Consider the following 17,814-nt stretch of genomic DNA (forward strand, 5'->3'; position numbering starts at 1 on the left):
TGGGCATCCGGTGGTCCTAGGACCGGGGTCCTCCGTCCGGGCGTCTGAGACGATGGTCAGGTGAACGAGATTCCGCGGAGCACCCTTCAGGAGCAGACCTTCTACGAGCAGGTCGGCGGCGAGGAGACCTTCCGCCGCCTGGTCCGGCGCTTCTACCAGGGGGTCGCCGAGGACCCGCTGCTGCGTCCGATGTACCCGGAGGCCGACCTGGGCCCCGCCGAGGAGCGCTTCGCGCTGTTCCTGATGCAGTACTGGGGCGGTCCGACCACCTACAGCGACGACCGCGGCCACCCGCGCCTGCGCATGCGGCACGCCCCGTTCCAGGTGGACCGGGCGGCGCACGACGCGTGGCTGCGGCACATGCGGGACGCGATCGACGAGCTGGGCCTGGCGCCGGAGCACGAGGCCCAGCTGTGGCGCTACGTGACGTACGCCGCCGCCTCGATGATCAACACCGAGGGCTGAGCCCGACCGCCGGTCGAGCCGGCCTAGACGGGGCGGACCTGGAGCGCGCCCAGGCCGCCCTCGCCCGGGCGACGGGTGACGACGGAACCGTACGGGGTGCGCAGCCGCAGCCAGCTCCCGCAGGCCAGCAGCGCCACGGGCTCCGGGGCGTCGGGCACGGCGGGCTGCGGGGGCACGGTGGACCGTACCGGCCGCAGGAAGCCCAGGGACTGCGCGGCGTGCACGGCGCGCAGCGGCAGGGCCGTTTCGCCCAGGGTGCGGGACCAGATCTCCCGGCCGATCCGGTCGCGCTCGGCGCGGGTCCGGTGTGCGGCGGGCAGGGCCTCGTCGCGGGCGCGGAAATCGGCGACGGCCGCGGCCACGGCCGCGCGCATCGCCTCGGCGCCGGGCAGCCCCGGCACCTGCTGCCAACCGCCGCGGGGCGGCAGTACGCCGGTCCAGGGCGGCCCGGTGACGGCCGCGGGCACGATCGCGCTGCCCGAGGCCTCGTCGATCGCCTCCAGGAGTTCCCCGGCGGAGACGGTCCGGTCCAGCGGCACGGCCAGCGGCTCCGCGAGCCGGGCCGTGCGGATCGCCAGTACCTCGAAGGACGGCGGGCGGCCGAAGACGGCGAGCGCGCCGCCGCTCACCTGGAGGCGGACCGCGGCGGCCCGGTCGTAGTGCACGAGCCGGCCCAGGAAGGCGGCGAGGTCCGCCGCCTCCCCGGAATCGGCGAGGCACAGCCGTTCGCTCATGCCGCGACGGCCCCTTCCGGGCCCGTGGGCTCGTCGAGGTACTTCTGCAGGAAGTGCTTCTCCTCGGCCGTGATGCGGCGGGGCCGCCCCTCGGCGAGGTTGTAGGGCACGACCACGGTCGAGGCCCGTACGTAGACCTGCTCGGGCCGGTCGCCCTCCGCCACGTCCTTGACCTCGTAACCGATGGTCAGGGACGCGGCGCCTATCCGGGTCACCCAGGACTCGATGAGGACCGGCTCGTGACGGTGCACGAGGGGCAGCTTGTAGTCGATCTCGTGGCGGGCCACGACGGAACCGCCCGTGAAGGATTCACTGCCCTCCCCCGGCGCCAGCCGGAACATGAAGTCGATCCGGGCTTCCTCCAGGTAGCGGAGGAAGACCACGTTGTTCACGTGCCCGAAGGAGTCCATGTCCGACCAGCGCAAGGGGCACCGGTAGAGGTGTCTGGCCATGCTTGTCCCAGCCTCAGTCTCAGCCGCGGGTGAGCTTCTTGTACGTGGCGCGGTGCGGACGGGTCGCGTCCGCGCCGAGCCGCTCGATCTTGTTCTTCTCGTACGACTCGAAGTTGCCCTCGAACCAGTACCACTTGGACTCGCCCTCGTAGGCGAGGATGTGCGTCGCGACCCGGTCCAGGAACCAGCGGTCGTGGGAGATGACCACGGCCGCACCCGGGAACTCCAGGAGCGCGTTCTCGAGCGAGGAGAGGGTCTCGACGTCGAGGTCGTTGGTGGGCTCGTCGAGGAGCAGCAGGTTGCCGCCCTCCTTGAGCGTCAGCGCCAGGTTGAGGCGGTTGCGCTCGCCACCGGAGAGGATGCCGGCGGCCTTCTGCTGGTCCGGACCCTTGAAGCCGAAGGCGCTGACGTACGCGCGGGACGGCATCTCGACCTGGCCCACGTTGATGTAGTCCAGCTCGTCCGACACGACCGCCCAGAGGGACTTCTTGGGGTCGATGTTGGCGCGGCTCTGGTCGACGTACGAGATCTTGACGGTCTCGCCGACCTTGACGGAGCCGGAGTCCGGCTCCTCCAGGCCCTGGATCATCTTGAACAGCGTGGTCTTGCCCGCGCCGTTCGGGCCGATGATGCCGACGATGCCGTTGCGCGGCAGCGTGAAGGACAGGTCGTCGATGAGGACCTTGTCACCGAACGCCTTGTTGAGGTTGTTGACCTCGACCACGATCGAGCCCAGACGCGGGCCCGGCGGGATCTGGATCTCCTCGAAGTCCAGCTTCCGCATCTTGTCCGCTTCGGCCGCCATCTCCTCGTAGCGGGCGAGACGGGCCTTGGACTTGGTCTGGCGGCCCTTGGCGTTGGAGCGGACCCACTCCAGCTCTTCCTTGAGGCGCTTCTGGCGCTTCTCGTCCTTGCGGCCCTCGACCTGGAGGCGGGTGGACTTCTTCTCCAGGTACGTGGAGTAGTTGCCCTCGTAGGCGATGGCGCGGCCGCGGTCGAGCTCCAGGATCCACTCGGCGACGTTGTTCAGGAAGTACCGGTCGTGGGTGACGGCGATGACGCAGCCCTTGTACTGCGAAAGGTGCTGCTCCAGCCAGTTCACCGACTCGGCGTCGAGGTGGTTGGTGGGCTCGTCGAGGAGGAGCAGGTCCGGGGCCTCGATCAGCAGCTTGCAGAGCGCGACGCGGCGCTTCTCGCCACCGGAGAGGTTCGTGACGGGCCAGTCGCCGGGCGGGCAGCCCAGGGCGTCCATGGCCTGCTCCAGCTGGGCGTCGAGGTCCCAGGCGTTGGCGTGGTCCAGGATCTCCTGGAGCTTGCCCATCTCGTCCATGAGCGCTTCGGTGTAGTCGGTTGCCATTTCCTCGGCGACCTCGTTGAAGCGCTTCAGCTTGCCCATGATCTCGGCGGCGCCGTCCTGGACGTTCTCCAGAACGGTCTTCGACTCGTCGAGCTTGGGCTCCTGCATGAGGATGCCGACGGTGAAGCCGGGAGACAGGTACGCCTCGCCGTTGGACGGCTGCTCCAGCCCCGCCATGATCTTCAGGACGGTGGACTTACCGGCGCCGTTCGGGCCGACCACACCGATCTTCGCGCCGGGCAGGAAGTTCAGGGTGACGTCATCAAGAATCACCTTGTCGCCGTGCGCCTTGCGCGTCTTGCGCATGGTGTAGATGAACTCAGCCAAGAGAAACCGTCCGGCAGATCGATGGTGGGCAGATACACCCCATCTTGCCAGTCGTCCATACCCCGGGGCGAATGGGTAGGTCAGACCCCCCTGACCTGGGCCCGGCCCGCCATCGGCCCGCGGACGGCCCGCGGCGGCCTGCGGAGGGGGCTCGGGGCGGGCCCGGCGGGGCCCCGTTCATCCGGCCAGTGGAACATCGGATGCCGTCCGCCGCGTACCGGGGCAGGCTGGTCACAAGGACCGCATCACCGCACAGACGAGGACCTCGCGATGTCCCACAGCAGGCGTATCCGCGTCATCACCGGGGCCGCAGCACTGTTGCTGACCGCCACCGCCTGCTCGGGCCTGGGCCGGAGCACCGTCGGCACGCTCACCTTCCGCGGCCAGGAGTCGCCGGTCGAGTTGAGCTATGCGAACACCTCGGTCAAGGGCTGCCACGAGATCGACGTCCCCAAGGGCGCCACCCACGTCGTGAACAACACCCTCGTCGACGTCGTCCTGTACCGGACACCGGACTGCACGAAGACCGACCGGGCCGACGGCATCTACGTCGCGACCACGATGTCGAACGTGACCGCCCCGGACTCCTCCCCCTGGCACAGTTTCCGCGTCGTCCACTGACCGCGGACACGGCGGGCACGGGGCCGGCGGAGGCGACCCGCCCGCGGCCCCGATGCGGGTGTCGGCGCGGGTGTCAGCGCGGCTGTCAGCGCGGGCGGTAGACGGTGAGGGCGTCGGGGAGCTCGTCCAGGACGAAGGCTCCGGGGGCCAGCGCGTACTCGCCGTCGTAGGCGAGCGGGGTGCCCTCCGGGACCTGCGAGACCCGCAGGCTGCGCAGCCTGGTCGCCGTGTGGACGGGCGAGCGCGTGAGCGGGCCCGCGAGGGCGGCGGCCAGCAGTCGCGGACCGGGGCGCCCGCCGCCGAAGACGAGGCGTACGTCGAGCAGCCCTTCGCCGAGGCTCATCCGGTGCCGCGGGGTCGGGCCGCTGCCCTGGTAGGTCCCGTTGCCCGCGAAGAGCAGCCAGACGGCCCGGCTCCGCCCGGCCAGGCGCATGCGCACGGGACGCTCGGCGCGCAGCACCTTCCAGGAGGCCAGCACCGCCGCGGGCCCGCCACCGATCCGGGGTCCCCACCGCAGCCGGTGCCCGAGCAGCTCCGGGTACGCGCCGATGCTGAAGTTGTTCAGGAAGTACCCGAACTCCTCCCGGCCGGTCGCACCGGGCGCGGGCACCGGGGCGGCGCCCGCGTCGTCGGCCGGTTCCGCCCGGGCCGGACCGGGCGTGAAGCGGCCCACGCCCACCTTGACGGCGTGGCCCGCGGCCACCGCGCGGCAGGTGTCCTCGACTCCGGCGAGCCCGAGGTCGAGCGCGAAGTGGTTCAGGGTCCCGCCCGGGAACACCGCGAGCGGCACCCCGGCCCGCAGCGCGGCGGTGGCGGCGGCGTTCACCGTGCCGTCGCCCCCGCACACCCCGAGCACGGCGCTGCGCGCGGCCGCCGCGGCCAGCTCGGCGGGCAGGTCGGGCCCTTCGCACTCGATCAGCTCGGCCTTGGGCAGGCGCTCCCGGACCAGGTCGAGCCCGGCCTCGGCAGCGGTCCCCGACCCCTGGTTGACGATCACCGTGAGCCCCTCGCCGTCCGCCAGCGCGGGGGCGTCGGCCGCCGGACGCTCGTTGCCCGGCGAGACCCGCCGGCGCTCGATGTCCCGGGCCAGCCACCTGACGGTGCACCCCGCGGCCACGCCGAGCGCCGCCCCGGTCAGGACGTCGGTCGGGTAGTGCACCCCCGTGTACACCCGGGAGAAGGCCACGGAGGCCGCTACCGGGAGCGCGACGAGGCCCCAGCCGGGCGACTCCAGCGCCAGACCGGAGGCGAAGGCGAAGGCGGAGGCCGAGTGCCCGGAGGGGAAGGAGGTGGTCCGGGGCTGCCGGGCCAGCTGCCGCGCGGCGGGCACGCCCTCCAGCAGCGGCCTGGTCCGGCGGACCGACCACTTGCCGACGGTGTTGATGGTGGCGGAGGCGAGCGCGAGCGAGGCCATTCCGCGCAGCGCCCCGCGCCGGGCCCGGGCCGAGCCGAACACCGCCAGCGCCGAGGCCGCACCGGCCCACAGCACCCCGTGGTTGGCGGCCCGGCCGAGTCGGGGCAACACCCGGTCGGCCCCGGGCCAGTGTCTGCGGGCCACCGCGTCGAACAGCGCGCGGTCGCCCCGGGCGACCGCTCCTTGCCAGGTCAGTTCCTGATCAACCATTCCACGCCCTTACCCGCCGATCCCGTTTCGGAACCAGCCTCGCCCACCGAACGGCCTCCGCACGAGCGACGGGCCGGGCGGACCACGGGTACGGGTACGGGTACGGGTACGAGTACAGGCCGCGGGGTACGAGTCGGCCCGATCCCGGTACGGGTCTACGCGCCGTCGTCCTCCGGCCGGGCCGGAGCACCGATCCCGTCCTCCTCCAGCGGCCGCTTGCGCAGCAGCAGGACGACCATGCCGCCCAGCACCACCAGGCCCACCGCCAGCCCGGCGATCACCGGGGTGGCCGCGGAGCTGCCGCTGGCCGCCAGCCGCTCCTCGTCGGTGAGCCCCGTGGTCCCCGTCGTGGACCGGGTCGCACCGGTCGGCGGCCCCACGGACGTCCCGGCCGAGCCCTGAGCCCGCTGGCCGTCGGCCGGCACCCGAACCACCCGGGTCGGCCACACCGCGGTGGCCACGGCCGAGGCCGAGGACTCGCTCGACCCCGCGACGATCAGTGCCTGGGTCTGCTCCCCGCTCGTGAAGACCCGGCCCACCGGGACCCTCATCGCGCCCTGCACGGTCACCGAGGCCACCCCGTCGGGGGTGGCCGCCGGGACCTCGAAGAACAGCCTGCTGCCGTTCCCCGCGGTGCTGACCGGCTGCCCGTCGGCGTCCACCACCCGCACGCCCATCGCCACGGCCGCCGCGTCCGGGGTGACCGTCACGCTCTGCGCGCCGGTCCGGACGGTGACGGGACCGATCCTGCTGCCCACCGGCCCGGACACCTCCCCAGGATCCAGGCCCAACGAGGCCGGCGGCTCCGGCAGCTGTCCCGCGACCCGCTGGAGGAAATCGGCCAGCTTCTCCGCCTCCGGGTCGGAGGCCTCCACCTGCGCACCGTCGGCCAGCCGCCAGATCGCCACCTGGGTGCCGGCCGCCGCGCTCTCGGCGGTGAGCGACCCGGCCCCGGCGGCCTTGGCCAGTCCGGTCAGGTCGTTCAACTGAGGGTAGGAGTGCTCCAACACCCAGCGGATCCGGCCCGCGTCGCTGTGCCCACCGAGCGGACTGCGGCTCCACGCGGTCTCGGTGTAGTGCGCCTGTGGCTGCGCGAAGCCGGCCAGGCCGACCCCGTACGTCTGGAGCATCCCGCCGCCGTCGACCCGCATCTCGTACAACCCGGCCGGGATCTGCTGCACCCCGCCGTCCTGCGTGCGCAGGACCGCCTGCCCGTAGGTCTTCAACCCGTCCAGCACGGCGCTCGCGCCCTCCGGCGGCCGGGCGCCCCCGACGTCCGTCCCCGCGGCGGCCGCGGTGCCCGGCGCGGTGGCGAGCGCAGCGGCCAGCAGTGCCATGGCGAGCGGTCTCCGCGCAGCGGCCCGCAGCCCGCCCCCCGATTCGGCCGGCGCAGTGGACGTATCGGCTTCGGCAGATGCGTCAGATGTGGCAGATGCGTCAGGTTCAAGAGATGCAACCGGTTCAGGAGATGCGACCGGTTCAGCAGGTACGTCCGGTTCAGTGGACGCAGCGGGTTCAGCAGGTTCAGCAGATGCAGCAGGTTCAGCAGAGGATGCGGGAACGGCGATCGACACAGTCTTCCCCTCCGGGCCATAGACCCAGGTGCCCGTGAGTTCCGTGAAATCCTAGCGGCCTCGAACACTCAACCCACCGCCGCCTTCTGAGCTTCCGTCAGTACGGCGTCCGTGCGGACGATGCGTCGGAAGGCCGAGGTCCCGCGATTGAGGTCGTGCCCGATGGCGACCGCGTCGATCTCCGCCGAGACCCACCGTTTTCCGTCCCCGTCGCCCTCCTCGTCCCGCACCCGCAGACGCCCGTGCACCACCAGCGGTTCCCCCGAGGCGACCGACCCCGCCAGGTTGACGGCGAGCGCCCGCCTCGCCCACACCGTGTAGAAGCTGGTCGAACCGTCCTTCCAGCTCTCCCGCTGCCGGTCCCAGTACCGCGGGGTCACCGCGAACCGGAATCTGACCACTGCACCGTTCGGCGACTCCCGGTAGTCCATCCCCGTCGCCACATTCCCCACCAACGTCACCAGGGTGTCGTTCATCCCCGCCCCTCCCCTTCACCTTCGCCCTCGTCCACCGGCCGTCGCGGTGATTCAGCACGTCCCACCCATGCTGACCCCGACCGACCGCACCCCGCCCCGGCCTGTGGACTACTGGCGGGTTGTGGACAACCTCGCCACCGTCGCGTACTGCTCGCGCACCTCCCGGTAGCGCAGCAGCTCCGCCGCGACCGGCTCAAGGACCCGCGCCCGCCCGCACCCGGCCGCCGCCTGCCGCAGCCGCTGCTCCGCGTCCTGCCCGTACCGCCGGGCCGGGCCGCGGGCCGCGATCGAGCAGGCCCACTCGACCAGGGGCCCGCCCACGATGCCCGTCACCATCAGCAGCACCGGCGGCAGCAGCAGCGGCTCCAGCACCCCGACGATCTGGCCCACCAGCCAGAGCCCACCGTAGATCTGGAGCAGCGTCATGGCCGCCTGGGTCAGTACCGCGGCGGGCCACCAGGCGGGCCGCGGCGGCTTCCCGCCGGGCACCGCGACCGTCGCCGTCAGCTCGTCCAGCGCCTCCGGCAGCAGCTCGCCACCGCGCACCGCGGTCTCCCGCACCGCCTGCGCCCAGGGGTCGGGCAGCCCCTGCACCGCCTCGTCGGAGACCGTGCGCACGGCCTGCTCCACCCGCTGGCGGGCGGTCACCTCCTGCTCGACCGGCGCCGGGGCCGTCCCGGAAGCGCGCCCGCCGATCGCGGCCAGGGCGGCCAGCCCGGCCAGCGTGCGCGGGGCGCGCCGGCCCTCGTACCAGCGCCACAGCCTCAACCACGGCGTCCCGCACGCCTTCCCGGCATTGCGCCGCCAGGCCCGCTCGGCGGCCAGCCCGGCCGCGTACGCGCCCACCGCCTCGGCCAGCCGGTCCTCGAACCCGGCCCGCGCGGCCTCGCCGATCTCCGGCCCGGCGTGCCCGTCGGCGACGTACAGCGGGCGCAGTCGACCCGCCGCCCGGTCGAGGTCGGCGGCGATCCGCCGGGTCGCGGCGCCCCGCTCCTGGGTGAACTGTCCGAGCATCTCGCGCAGTTCCCCCAGCCCCTCGCCGGTGAGCGCGGAGAGCCCGAGGACCGTCGCGCCGGGTTCGCCGTGCTCGCCGAGGGCGATCCCGTCCTCGTCGAGCAGCCGGCGCAGATCGTCGAGGACCAGGTCGGCCGCCTCGCCGGGCAGCCGGTCCACCTGGTTGAGCACGACGAACGTCACCTCGGCGTGCCCGGCCAGCGGGCGCAGGTAGCGCTCGTGCAGCACGGCGTCGGCGTACTTCTCCGGGTCGACCACCCACACCACCGCGTCCACCAGCGCCAGCACCCGGTCCACGTGGTCACGGTGCGCACGGACCGCGGAGTCGAGGTCGGGCAGGTCCACCAGGACCATCCCGCGCAGCGCCCCCGCCTCGGAGGTCTCGCGCGGGCGCCGGCGCAGCCGGCCGGGGATCTCCAGCCGGTCCAGGAGCCCGGCCGCCCCGTCTGACCAGCTGCACGCGATCGGCGCGGCGGTGGTCGGGCGGCGCAGGCCGGTCTCGGAAATCTGTACCCCGGCGAGTGAATTGAAGAGCGTGGACTTGCCGCTTCCGGTGGCACCGGCGATCGCGACGACCGTGTGCTGCGCGGACAACCCGCGCCGGGCGGCGTACTCGTCGAGCACCCGACCCGCCTCGGCCAGCGTCTTCCCGTCGAGCCGGGTCCGGGACAGCCCGACCAGCTGGCGCAGCGCTTCGAGCCGGGTGCGCAGCGCCTGGCCCTCGGGGCTGAGCGGCGGCGCGGCGGGGGCCTTGCCGCCGTCGTTCTCCGCGCCGGAGACGGCCCGTACGAGCGCCTCGTCGGCGCCGCCGTTGCCGTCGGGGTCGTCGTCGCCCGGGCCCATGTCCATCCGGCGCGACCGCGCGATGAACCCGTCGTCCCAGCGCGGCCGGCCCTCCCCGCCCCGATCGTGCTCACCGTCGAGCCCGTGGTCGCGGTCGCGGTCGTGGTCGCGGTCGTGGGCCGGTTCGCGGTCGTCGCGGTCGTCGTGGTCGTGATCACGGTCGTCGGTTCGGTCGGTCAGGGCGGTCACCGCGTCACCTCTCCTTCTGCAGCACGGACAGCGCGGCGATCAGTTCCGCCTGGGGTTCCGGGGTCACTTCGAGTGCTTCGAGGGGCGCGAGGCGGCGGTCGCGTTCGGCACGCAGCACCTGGTCGAGGTGGGCGCCGACCAGCTCCCCGCCGCGGTCGCGCAGCCGCAGGGCGACCTGTACGCCGACCCGCTCGGCCAACTTCTCGCCCGCCACGCGGGCCCGCTTGCCGCCGAGCAGCACCGCGACGAGCAGCGCGGCCACGCCGTCCGGGTCCGGCCCGGGCTGCTTCTCCAACTGGGCCACCTCCTCCTCGGCCAGCTCCTCCAGGACGCGCCGCCAGCGGCGTACGGCCATCCCGATCCGCTCGGCCGCCTCCTGGTCGGGGGCCGGCATCGCAACCGCGGCCGCGGCCGGTTCCCGGCGCCACGCCTGCGCGATCCGCTCGTCCGCGGCGGCCACGGCGCACTGCAACAGCGCGCCGAGCGACTCGGCGAGGGAGTCGAGGAGTTCGTCGGGGGTGGTGTCGAGGGGGTAGCCGCGCCAGCGGGTGAGGGCGTCCCCGGCGAGCACCGCGCCGCCGTCGAGCCGGGTGCGGACCCGCTTGCCCTCCCGCTTGTACGCGTCCTCGACGGCCGAGGTCAGGCGTACGGCGGCCGCGTGCTGGGCGGCGACGGCGGAGGCCAGTTCGGGCATCCGGCGCGAGAGCGAGTCCAGCATGCCGAGCGCGGTCCGCCCGACGGCCTGCTGCCGCGCGGCGGGGTCCTGCGCGTGGTGGCTGAGCCAGGCGAACAGCGGCGCCACCGCGCTGGCCGGCAGCAGCCCGCCGTCACCGGCCGACTCGGGCAGCTCCGGAACGGTGAAGCGCGGTACGTCGCCCAACCCGGCCCGGGTGAGCAGCGCGGCGTACTGCCGCGAGACCTCGCCCAGGACCTGGTGCGGCACCCGGTCCAGGACGGTGACCAGGGTCGCCTTGTACTCCTTGGCGGTGCGCAGCAGGTGCCAGGGGACGGCGTCGGCGTAGCGGGAGGCGGTGGTGACCATGACCCAGACGTCGGCGGCGCAGATCAGTTCGGCGGCCAGGGTCCGGTTGTCGACGACGAGGGAATCGATGTCGGGGGCGTCGAGGACGGCCAGGCCGCGCGGCAGGGTGCTGACGGTCTCGATGCGCACCTCGCGCGGCTGCCCGCCGCCCGCGGCGGCCGAGCGGCGACCGAGCCCCTTCAGGCCGACCGGAACGGCCTCCTCCTCGCCCTGCGGGAGCCAGACGCGCATCAGGTCGGGGAGCACGCGCATGCCGGCGAACCAGTGGTGGTCATCCGGATGGCAGACGAGAACGGGCGTGCGGGTGGTGGGCCGGAGCACTCCGGCTTCACTCACCTGGCGGCCCACCAGAGAGTTGACGAGGGTGGACTTCCCGGCTCCGGTGGACCCGCCGACGACGGCGAGGAGCGGGGCTTCGGGGGCTTTGAGCCGGGGCACGAGGTAGTCGTCGAGCTGTGCGAGCAACTCTGACCTGGTCTGACGGGCGCGCGGGGCACCGGGCAGGGGCAGCGGTAGACGCACGGAGGCTACCCGGTCGCGCACGGCGGAGAGGGCATCGAGCAGCTGAGGCCGAACATCCAAGGTCACCACATGTGAAGAATGCCCAATTTGTGACCTTTTTTGAAGCTTATACGCCTCCTGCGCGGCGAACGCGACTCGGGTGGTGCATCAAAGCCACTTCCGACGGGCTCCGGACGGCCCCCACGCGGGCGGGCGACGGGCGGGCGGCACGCGGCCGCCGGGGCGGCGCCCGACGGTGGATGCGCCCCCTGCCGAGACATCACAGACAGACGGGACGAGTGGGGCACAGGCATAACGAGTGCACAACACCCGGGGCGCCGCGGCGCAAAAGCGATGCGAGAATCGCACCTGCCTGCGATTATCGGGACCGCTTCACCGAACCTCCACATCGTGGCACGCGGGGGAAGCAACCGGGACAAGGCGGCCGGAGCCCTATCCTTGACCCGGCACGGACCGCAGCCCCACCCCCACCCCGGGGCTCCAGGCCCCACAAGGCCACCTTCCGGCCCCCGTAGCTCAGTGGATAGAGCAGGTGCCTTCTAAGCACTTGGCCGCAGGTTCGAGTCCTGCCGGGGGCACTTTTTCTCCACCACCTCAAGCCCTCCCCCCGGGGAGGGCTTTCGTGCAGGTCAGAGCACCCTAGCGAACGCGCCATAGCGATGACGTAAGCGCCCGACGACCCTTTTGGTGATCTTGCGGGCGGTCCGGCGCTGTCCGGCTGTCACCGGCTTCCTGCGGGTGGCTGCGGAGAATACGCGGAGAAGTTTCCGCGTCGGATCCTCAACCCGCCGGACCCACTTCGGGGAGGTCGCCACCAGCCTCGATCCGCTTCTTCAGGTCGGCGAGGTGCCCGGTGATGCACCGGGCGTAGACGGCCAGCAGGACAGGGACGCTGTTACCGGCCCACTCCGCCACCTGCGCCGGCGGCACACCGTCATTGAGCCAGTTCGTCAGGCAGGTGTGCCGCAGGTCGTAGACCTTCTTGGCCAAGGGCGACGCGTAGTCCTCCGGTGACAGCACCCCCTTGCGCGAGGTGGTCCATGCTCGCCGGATGACCGATCCGGCGAGCATGTCCCCCTTCTCCCCCTGGAACACGAGATCCCCGGCCTTCAGGCCCTCCGCCGCGATGTGGTCCCGCAGGATCCTCGTCAGCGCCGGGCGGCACGGGACCGTCCTCATGTCATCGGACGCGCGCCCCTTGAGCCCCCGTTCCTCGTGGATCGCACCGGAGTCCGTCCAGTGCTTCCCCACCTCGGGCTGGGCAGTGTGGACCAACAGCTCCCCCCACTGGTCCGCAGCTTCGGGGGCGGGCAGTCGAACATCGGAGACCCGGAGCGCCACCGCCTCCTCCGGGCGCGTACCGACGTAGTACATCGTCGCGAAGAAGGGGTACAGCCGCGCGCCGCCTCGCGTACGTCCCTTGATCGCGCCCAGCAGTCGCGCCGCCTGGTCCGGGCTCATCAACGCCCGCTTGTCCACGGCCAACGAGGTCTTCGGCGCGCTCCCCTTGCCCTTCGGGAGAGGATTCTGGCCCAAGACTCCGTCTTTGACTGCCTGCTCCATCGCCACGTTCATGACCCGCCTGCTGCGCTTGACCGAACTCGCCGCGACCGGAGTGCCGTCGAGCTTCCTAGACAGGCAGCGGAGTACACCGTCGACCTTGCCCGCGTCCTCCCATGCCGCCATCGAAAGGGTGTTCCGCTCGACCCACTTGAGAATGGCCGCAGTCTCCGGGGGTGCCTCCTCCCGTCGCCTGGCGTTGAACCCGTATTCGCGAAGTGCGGTCCGCAGGTCCACTGGAAGGATGTGGCCCGGCACTGGCGCCCGGAGCAAGGCCACGGTGGCAGCCATCAATACCTTCGACACCACTTTGCGGTTGTTCGCCGACGTGCGCTCCCACTGCGCATCGGCGAACCCGACCGCGAAGGTGTACCAGTTGGTCTCGCTAGCCTTCGACTCCTTCGAGAGCGGGCGGCCGGTCGTCGTGCTGAATGCCTTGCCGCGGCTTGTCGCGAGGACGAGTTCCGCGCGGAAGGAATCCGCGAGGGCGACCGTGGCGAAGGGCTGGCGCCATTCTTTGCCGTCAAGCTCCCACCGCACCGTGTACGTGGTCTTGCGGGTGCCCTTGTAGACCGAGGTCTTCCAGAGCTTGACGTTGTAGGTGGTCTCCATCAGGCAGCGTCCTCGCAGTCGCCAAGCCACATCTCCAGGTCACCGCGACGAACCCGCAGGTCTCCGTTCGGGAGTTTGATGCAGCGAGGTGCACGTCGCTTTTGGCGCCAGTCGTAGAAGGTGGATCGCGAGATCCCGAGTTCCTCACAAACCTCGGGGACGGTGAGCATCACACGGCTCCCGCTGTGGCTGGGCAAGGCTGCCTCCGCGTAGTCACTTTGAAGCATTCGAGGGGTGAAGAGACATCTCGCCTCTCCTAGCAATCCGCTACTGCCGCTACCTCCGCTACCGCCCTGGTCAGGGGCTTGATCTCGGTAGCGGATTGGGTAGCGGTAGCGGATAGATACGCGACCGGCCCGGCCGTTGGGGGCCGGGCCGGTAGCGGGTGTTGCTGTCGAGGTAGCGGATGATTTTGCGCTTCCCGCTACCTCGTCATGCCCTCTGACCTGCGAGGTAGCGGCGGTAGCGGAAGTAGCGGATTCTCAGGGGGTGGGGGGCGGGCAGTACCGCGTCCACGCGTCCGCGAGGTCGGCGGCGTAGTAGCCCTTGAGGACCGCGCCGCCGTTCTTGATGTTGCGGGGCTCGATCGGCTTGTTGGCCCCGGTCATGTACTCGCCGAGCATCTTCGCGAGGCTTCGGGAAGTCAGGGGCTTGCCGCCCATGTCCGCCCACGGCGCTTCCTCCAGCGCGTACAGGCGGTCCAGTACGGCGACGGTGGGCAGGCGCTCGATCCCGTTGAGGACGTGGTCGCGCAGGTCGGTGAGCAGCCGGATCCCGATGCTGCCCTTGTCGTCGACCTTGGACGCGGCGACGATTTCTGCGCACGCGGTGCGGGCTCGTGCCGGCCAGTCGCCTCCGGCAGCGTCGGCGACGGCGATGAGCGGCTCCCAGACGTCGGCAGGCCGGTCGGTGACCTCGTCGGGCATTTCGGGGAAGACCCCGTCGACGAGGTGGCGGACGCTGTCGGCCCATTCGGCGAGGCGGTCGCGCAGAGCGTGGCCTTCGGGGGCGTGCAGGCGGCGGCGGAACGGCTGAACGTGCTCGTTGCGGGCCCTGCGTCGCATCCGGATGATGACCGACCGGGTCAGGATCGTGTCGGGCAGCGAGCCGAGTCCGGCCATGGCGACCACGCAGAAGCTGGGGAACTCCTGGACGGTCTGGTTGGTGCCGTCGCCGACGCAGCGCCACATGCCGGCGCCCCGGTGGTGGCCTGCGTTCATGAAGCCGCGGAGCGGCTCGTTGTCCCCGGCCTTGGGGCCGAAGATGGTGTCGACCTCGTCGAAGAGGATCGTGGGCCGGGTATCGAGGGTGGAGACAGCGCGGAAGAGGACCGGGGCGGACGCGTTCGCGGCGACCAGCGGCTGGGGGACCAGGGTTTCTACAATCTCCAGCGCGCGGGACTTCCCCGACCCCGGTTCGGGGGAAAGGAAGGCGAGGCGCGGGGTGGAGTCGAAGCAGTCGAGCAGGTGCGCGTGGGCGTCCCACAGGGTGACGGCGACGTAGGCGGCTTCGGTGGGGAAGACGTTGAACCGGCGGTGGAAGGCTTCGACCGCGTCCAGCAGGGCGGAGCCGTCCGTGGCCGTGTGCATGGGCGCGGGCAGGGTCTGGGTGTCGGCGGTCATGCGGCCTTCCTCCGGTCGGTGGTGGCGGTGCGGCCCAGGGGGCACACGGCGCGGTGGTTCTCGTGGGCCTTGATGAGGACGAGGACGGCGCGCTGACCAACCGCGCTGCGGTCGTGGCCGCCGCACTCGCACTTCGAGGTGGCGGTGGGGACGGCGCCGCGCGGGGCGCAGATGTGGAGGACGGCGACGATGTACCGGCCGTCCGCCGGGTGCGAGTCAGGGCGAACAGCAGAAGGGACGCCTTCGGCGACGACCTTCGGCGCCCCACCGCCGTCCGTGGCGGGGGCCGGTTCGGCGAGGCGGGGGCCGGTGGGGGCCGGGGTGAGGCTCTTCAAGGAGGAGCGGGGGAGGTCGCTCATGCCGCCCGCCGCATCGCGTTGCGTGTGATGGACCAGTTCAGACCGGAGCGGATCGTGCTGCGGCACTCGGCAGCCGGCAGACCCGCCGACTCCCCCGCCCATTGAAGAGCCTCCTCCACCACGTCGCGGGGAAGGTCGCCCGCGGCGATGAACCGCCCCAGAGCACGAGCGGCCCGCAGCAAGGTCCCATTGCGCTCCCCGGTCGGGGCGGACTCGACCGACGCGGTCTCGGCAGTCAGCGCGGCGGCCGCGTACCTACCGGTCCGGTGAGTGGCGGGGCGGCCGGTGAGCTGGCGCAGAGCCTGCTTGGGCGCGAGCAGGGCGTACAGCCACGAGGGAAACGGGGCCGGGGCCGCGGGGTGGGTGACCTCGTAGGCTCCTCCCGCGCCCACGCTGCCGGGTGCGACGACGTATCCGCCCCAGGCCCGGGTATCGATGAGCCGGCCGAGACGCCCCGCCGTGTTCCCGAGCCGGACCGCATGCGGGGCGGAGAAGTACAGGTGCGTCCCGCCGGTGGGAGTCCGCACCGTCAGCGTGGCGGGGACGGTCTGCCCGGCGCGCCCGCAGAGCGCCAAGAAGGTGTCCGCGCCGCAAGGCGCGTCCGCACTTCCCTTGCCCTTAGGCATGTCGAGGTCGACGACCACCAGTTGGGAGGGGCCGGTGGCGATGCCGACGTTGAAGGGGATCCGGTCCCACGCGCGGCGGATCCGGTCCGGGTCGCTGGTGGCCCGATCCTCCCACTTGCGGTGGCCTCCGGCGCAGTCACCAAGGGCGGGGCAGTGCTCTGCGGGGTGAAGAGCGGGCCGCTTCTGTCCGGGGCGGAGCGGGAACACGCTCCAGCCAAGTGCGGCAGCATCAAGCGCGGCAGTCAGCAGCGCGGATGCGGGTCGATGGGTCATGCTGGATTCCTCCAGTGGTTGCTGGAAGAGAGCGGCCCCAGTTCATTGGCGTGAGAGGGGGCCGCTCTCGGCGTTGTCAGGAAGGCCCGTAGCCGCTATAGCTCATGGGACGGTTCAGGGGTCTGGCCGCCGTGGGGCAGGCTGAGGGGGAGAACTGAATTGGCTGATCTCTGGAGTGCGGCTATCGGTGCAGGCAGCGCCTTGATCGGCGTGGCCTTGACCGGGGGGTTCAATCTCCTCAAGGGAAGGCAGGACTTCCGAGAGAAAGAGGCAGAGCGGCGAGAGCAGCGCAGAGTGATGCACCGCACGACCCGACGCGATGTCTATCTGGAAGCGCTCAGGGCCTACCACGCGGCTGACAGAGAGATACAGGACCTGCTTAGGGCCTATCCGGGCATCGCGCCCGATGCCCCTGCCGATCCCGCGTTTGGGGAGACAGAAGCTGCGATCCTTGTTCTTCGCGAGGCGTGTGCCGCAGTCGTCCTTGAAGGCCCGGACCTCGTATCTGAAGCCGCTCATAATGTTTGGACTTCTTGTCTGGACGTTTATACGACGGCGGCCGATGTTTCCAATTCAAACCCCGGAAGCACCTCTCGCATCTTTATGCTGATGACCGATGAGCAAAGCGAAGTTGAGTACGCCCGGCATCACGCGCGTGGACAGTTCATCCGAGCGGCTAGCGACGCTATTGGGGGCCGAGCTCCCAATTTCTATTAGTGGGCTGCCCCCTTTCAGCGGTGGTTGTCCTCATGCGGCCACCGCCCCGGAGAGGACGTGGGCAAGGAGGGCCTGGCCGATCCATTCGGTGTAGGCGGGCGGGATGGCTTCGGTGAGTTCCTCGCGGACGTCGGTCCAGCCGATGCCCATGGCCGTCTGCATCTCGGCCACGGTGGCCTTGCCGCCGCCGGTCCCGTAGGCGGCGACGTAGGGGCCGTCGAAGTAGCGGCCGTGTCGCCAACCGCGGACCCGGCCCCGGTGCGGCTTGTGGGCCGGCTGGGGGGTGGTCCAGCCGCCGAGTTCGAAGTTCCTGTGCCTGAGGACGCCGAGGTCGAACATCTCCCCGCACAGGCTGATGTCCTTGCGGACGTCGGCCTTTCCGTCGGGCTGCTCGATGACGTACGGGAGTCCGGATGCGTCGAGGAGTTCGCGTGTCGGCGCGACGAGGTCGAGGTGGGTGCCGCCCCAGCCCTGGGACCGGTTGGTCCCCACGGTCAGCGCGCATCCGGCCTGACAGGGCGGGGAAGCGTGAACGGCCGCGTACCGGCGGATCTCCCCGGAAGCGATCAGAGCGGCGAGGAAGGTCAGGGCGTCGCCCTGGCGGAAGGTGAACGGGTAGCGGGCGGAGCGGTCGACGATGTCGACGCCCTCGACCGTGAACCCGGCCTGGTGGTAGCCGGTGGCTGCGCCGCCGGCGCAGCAGAACAGGTCCAGGAGCAACGGCCGATCGCCGTGGCCCTCTCCCCTGATCAAGGTGGGGTGGGTCATGCTGGACTCCTCAGCTTGGGCTCTCTGTTGAGTTGTG

17 protein-coding genes and 1 tRNA gene are annotated in these 17,814 nt (G+C 71.6%); 4 read left to right on the plus strand and 14 right to left on the minus strand.

All coding sequences use genetic code 11. The features are described 5' to 3' along the window. Window positions 1–60: 60 nt before the first annotated feature. Entirely contained in the window at window positions 61–465 is a 405-nt protein-coding gene (locus ACIBEA_RS36485; RefSeq protein WP_385772811.1) for a globin, read from the plus strand. Between the two features lie 23 nt (window positions 466–488). Here ACIBEA_RS36485 and ACIBEA_RS36490 read toward each other — a convergent pair whose 3' ends face one another. The 3 genes from ACIBEA_RS36490 to ettA are packed head-to-tail and all read right to left on the minus strand — an operon-like array spanning window position 489 to window position 3,335. After that, entirely contained in the window at window positions 489–1,199 is a 711-nt protein-coding gene (locus ACIBEA_RS36490; protein ID WP_399267511.1) for a hypothetical protein, read from the minus strand. Next, the gene (locus ACIBEA_RS36495) at window positions 1,196–1,651 is read right to left on the minus strand and encodes a thioesterase family protein (RefSeq protein WP_354380305.1); all 456 of its coding nucleotides are present in this window, start codon (window positions 1,649–1,651) and stop codon (window positions 1,196–1,198) included. The genes ACIBEA_RS36490 and ACIBEA_RS36495 overlap by 4 nt, the downstream gene beginning before the upstream one ends. A gap of 19 nt (window positions 1,652–1,670) precedes the next feature. After that, window positions 1,671–3,335 (minus strand): energy-dependent translational throttle protein EttA, encoded by a 1,665-nt coding sequence (ettA, locus tag ACIBEA_RS36500; RefSeq protein ID WP_399267512.1) that lies wholly within the window; start codon window positions 3,333–3,335, stop codon window positions 1,671–1,673. A gap of 270 nt (window positions 3,336–3,605) precedes the next feature. Here ettA and ACIBEA_RS36505 point away from each other — a divergent pair, with 270 nt between their 5' ends. Continuing rightward, window positions 3,606–3,956 (plus strand): hypothetical protein, encoded by a 351-nt coding sequence (locus ACIBEA_RS36505; RefSeq protein WP_399267513.1) that lies wholly within the window; start codon window positions 3,606–3,608, stop codon window positions 3,954–3,956. An 85-nt stretch (window positions 3,957–4,041) separates the two neighbouring features. Here the strand turns inward: ACIBEA_RS36505 and ACIBEA_RS36510 are convergent, their stop codons facing one another. The 5 genes from ACIBEA_RS36510 to ACIBEA_RS36530 form a co-directional block, all read right to left on the minus strand. After that, a complete protein-coding gene (locus tag ACIBEA_RS36510; protein ID WP_399267514.1) occupies window positions 4,042–5,580 on the minus strand; it encodes a bifunctional phosphatase PAP2/diacylglycerol kinase family protein in 1,539 nt (512 codons plus the stop codon). A gap of 155 nt (window positions 5,581–5,735) precedes the next feature. Next, window positions 5,736–6,917 carry a TQXA domain-containing protein gene (locus ACIBEA_RS36515; protein ID WP_399267515.1) on the minus strand — a complete coding sequence of 394 codons (1,182 nt, stop codon included), beginning with the start codon at window positions 6,915–6,917 and terminating at the stop codon, window positions 5,736–5,738. 305 nt (window positions 6,918–7,222) lie between these two features. Beyond that, window positions 7,223–7,630 (minus strand): single-stranded DNA-binding protein, encoded by a 408-nt coding sequence (locus tag ACIBEA_RS36520; protein WP_385772799.1) that lies wholly within the window; start codon window positions 7,628–7,630, stop codon window positions 7,223–7,225. 108 nt (window positions 7,631–7,738) lie between these two features. After that, window positions 7,739–9,676 carry a GTPase gene (locus ACIBEA_RS36525; protein WP_399267516.1) on the minus strand — a complete coding sequence of 646 codons (1,938 nt, stop codon included), beginning with the start codon at window positions 9,674–9,676 and terminating at the stop codon, window positions 7,739–7,741. A 4-nt stretch (window positions 9,677–9,680) separates the two neighbouring features. Next, window positions 9,681–11,300 carry a dynamin family protein gene (locus tag ACIBEA_RS36530; RefSeq protein ID WP_399267517.1) on the minus strand — a complete coding sequence of 540 codons (1,620 nt, stop codon included), beginning with the start codon at window positions 11,298–11,300 and terminating at the stop codon, window positions 9,681–9,683. 445 nt (window positions 11,301–11,745) lie between these two features. On the opposite strand from ACIBEA_RS36530, the gene ACIBEA_RS36535 reads away from it, so the two are divergent. Beyond that, window positions 11,746–11,818, plus strand: a tRNA-Arg gene (locus ACIBEA_RS36535). Window positions 11,819–12,020: 202 nt separating this feature from the next. Here the strand turns inward: ACIBEA_RS36535 and ACIBEA_RS36540 are convergent. The 5 genes from ACIBEA_RS36540 to ACIBEA_RS36560 form a co-directional block, all read right to left on the minus strand. Next, window positions 12,021–13,412, minus strand: a complete 1,392-nt coding sequence (locus ACIBEA_RS36540; protein ID WP_399267518.1) for a tyrosine-type recombinase/integrase — start codon at window positions 13,410–13,412, stop codon at window positions 12,021–12,023. Further along, a complete protein-coding gene (locus ACIBEA_RS36545; protein ID WP_399267519.1) occupies window positions 13,412–13,582 on the minus strand; it encodes a helix-turn-helix transcriptional regulator in 171 nt (56 codons plus the stop codon). Before ACIBEA_RS36545 ends, ACIBEA_RS36540 begins: the two co-directional genes overlap by 1 nt. 312 nt (window positions 13,583–13,894) lie before the next feature. Continuing rightward, the gene (locus ACIBEA_RS36550) at window positions 13,895–15,034 is read right to left on the minus strand and encodes a DUF3631 domain-containing protein (protein WP_399267520.1); all 1,140 of its coding nucleotides are present in this window, start codon (window positions 15,032–15,034) and stop codon (window positions 13,895–13,897) included. Further along, entirely contained in the window at window positions 15,031–15,393 is a 363-nt protein-coding gene (locus tag ACIBEA_RS36555; protein ID WP_399267521.1) for a hypothetical protein, read from the minus strand. The genes ACIBEA_RS36550 and ACIBEA_RS36555 overlap by 4 nt, the downstream gene beginning before the upstream one ends. Then, on the minus strand, window positions 15,390–16,292 hold the full coding sequence (locus ACIBEA_RS36560; RefSeq protein WP_399267522.1) for a bifunctional DNA primase/polymerase: 903 nt from the start codon (window positions 16,290–16,292) through the stop codon (window positions 15,390–15,392). Before ACIBEA_RS36560 ends, ACIBEA_RS36555 begins: the two co-directional genes overlap by 4 nt. Before the next feature lie 159 nt (window positions 16,293–16,451). On the opposite strand from ACIBEA_RS36560, the gene ACIBEA_RS36565 reads away from it, so the two are divergent. Next, entirely contained in the window at window positions 16,452–17,009 is a 558-nt protein-coding gene (locus ACIBEA_RS36565) for a hypothetical protein (RefSeq protein WP_399267523.1), read from the plus strand. Between the two features lie 30 nt (window positions 17,010–17,039). Here ACIBEA_RS36565 and ACIBEA_RS36570 read toward each other — a convergent pair whose 3' ends face one another. Further along, window positions 17,040–17,777 (minus strand): DNA methylase, encoded by a 738-nt coding sequence (locus ACIBEA_RS36570; protein ID WP_399267524.1) that lies wholly within the window; start codon window positions 17,775–17,777, stop codon window positions 17,040–17,042. Between the last annotated feature and the right edge of the window lie 37 nt (window positions 17,778–17,814).

The organism is Streptomyces sp. NPDC051555, from assembly GCF_044454405.1.
In the GTDB taxonomy this organism is placed as follows: Bacteria; Actinomycetota; Actinomycetes; order Streptomycetales; family Streptomycetaceae; genus Streptomyces.

Coding starts and splice junctions, on each gene's coding strand:
- ACIBEA_RS36490 (WP_399267511.1), bottom strand. CDS start 1,199: ATGAGCGAACGGCTGTGCCTCGCCGATTCCGGGGAGGCGGCGGACCTC.
- ACIBEA_RS36495 (WP_354380305.1), bottom strand. CDS start 1,651: ATGGCCAGACACCTCTACCGGTGCCCCTTGCGCTGGTCGGACATGGAC.
- ACIBEA_RS36505 (WP_399267513.1), top strand. CDS start 3,606: ATGTCCCACAGCAGGCGTATCCGCGTCATCACCGGGGCCGCAGCACTG.
- ACIBEA_RS36510 (WP_399267514.1), bottom strand. CDS start 5,580: ATGGTTGATCAGGAACTGACCTGGCAAGGAGCGGTCGCCCGGGGCGAC.
- ACIBEA_RS36515 (WP_399267515.1), bottom strand. CDS start 6,917: ATGGCACTGCTGGCCGCTGCGCTCGCCACCGCGCCGGGCACCGCGGCC.
- ACIBEA_RS36520 (WP_385772799.1), bottom strand. CDS start 7,630: ATGAACGACACCCTGGTGACGTTGGTGGGGAATGTGGCGACGGGGATG.
- ACIBEA_RS36540 (WP_399267518.1), bottom strand. CDS start 13,412: ATGGAGACCACCTACAACGTCAAGCTCTGGAAGACCTCGGTCTACAAG.
- ACIBEA_RS36545 (WP_399267519.1), bottom strand. CDS start 13,582: ATGCTCACCGTCCCCGAGGTTTGTGAGGAACTCGGGATCTCGCGATCC.
- ACIBEA_RS36550 (WP_399267520.1), bottom strand. CDS start 15,034: ATGACCGCCGACACCCAGACCCTGCCCGCGCCCATGCACACGGCCACG.
- ACIBEA_RS36555 (WP_399267521.1), bottom strand. CDS start 15,393: ATGAGCGACCTCCCCCGCTCCTCCTTGAAGAGCCTCACCCCGGCCCCC.
- ACIBEA_RS36560 (WP_399267522.1), bottom strand. CDS start 16,292: ATGACCCATCGACCCGCATCCGCGCTGCTGACTGCCGCGCTTGATGCT.
- ACIBEA_RS36570 (WP_399267524.1), bottom strand. CDS start 17,777: ATGACCCACCCCACCTTGATCAGGGGAGAGGGCCACGGCGATCGGCCG.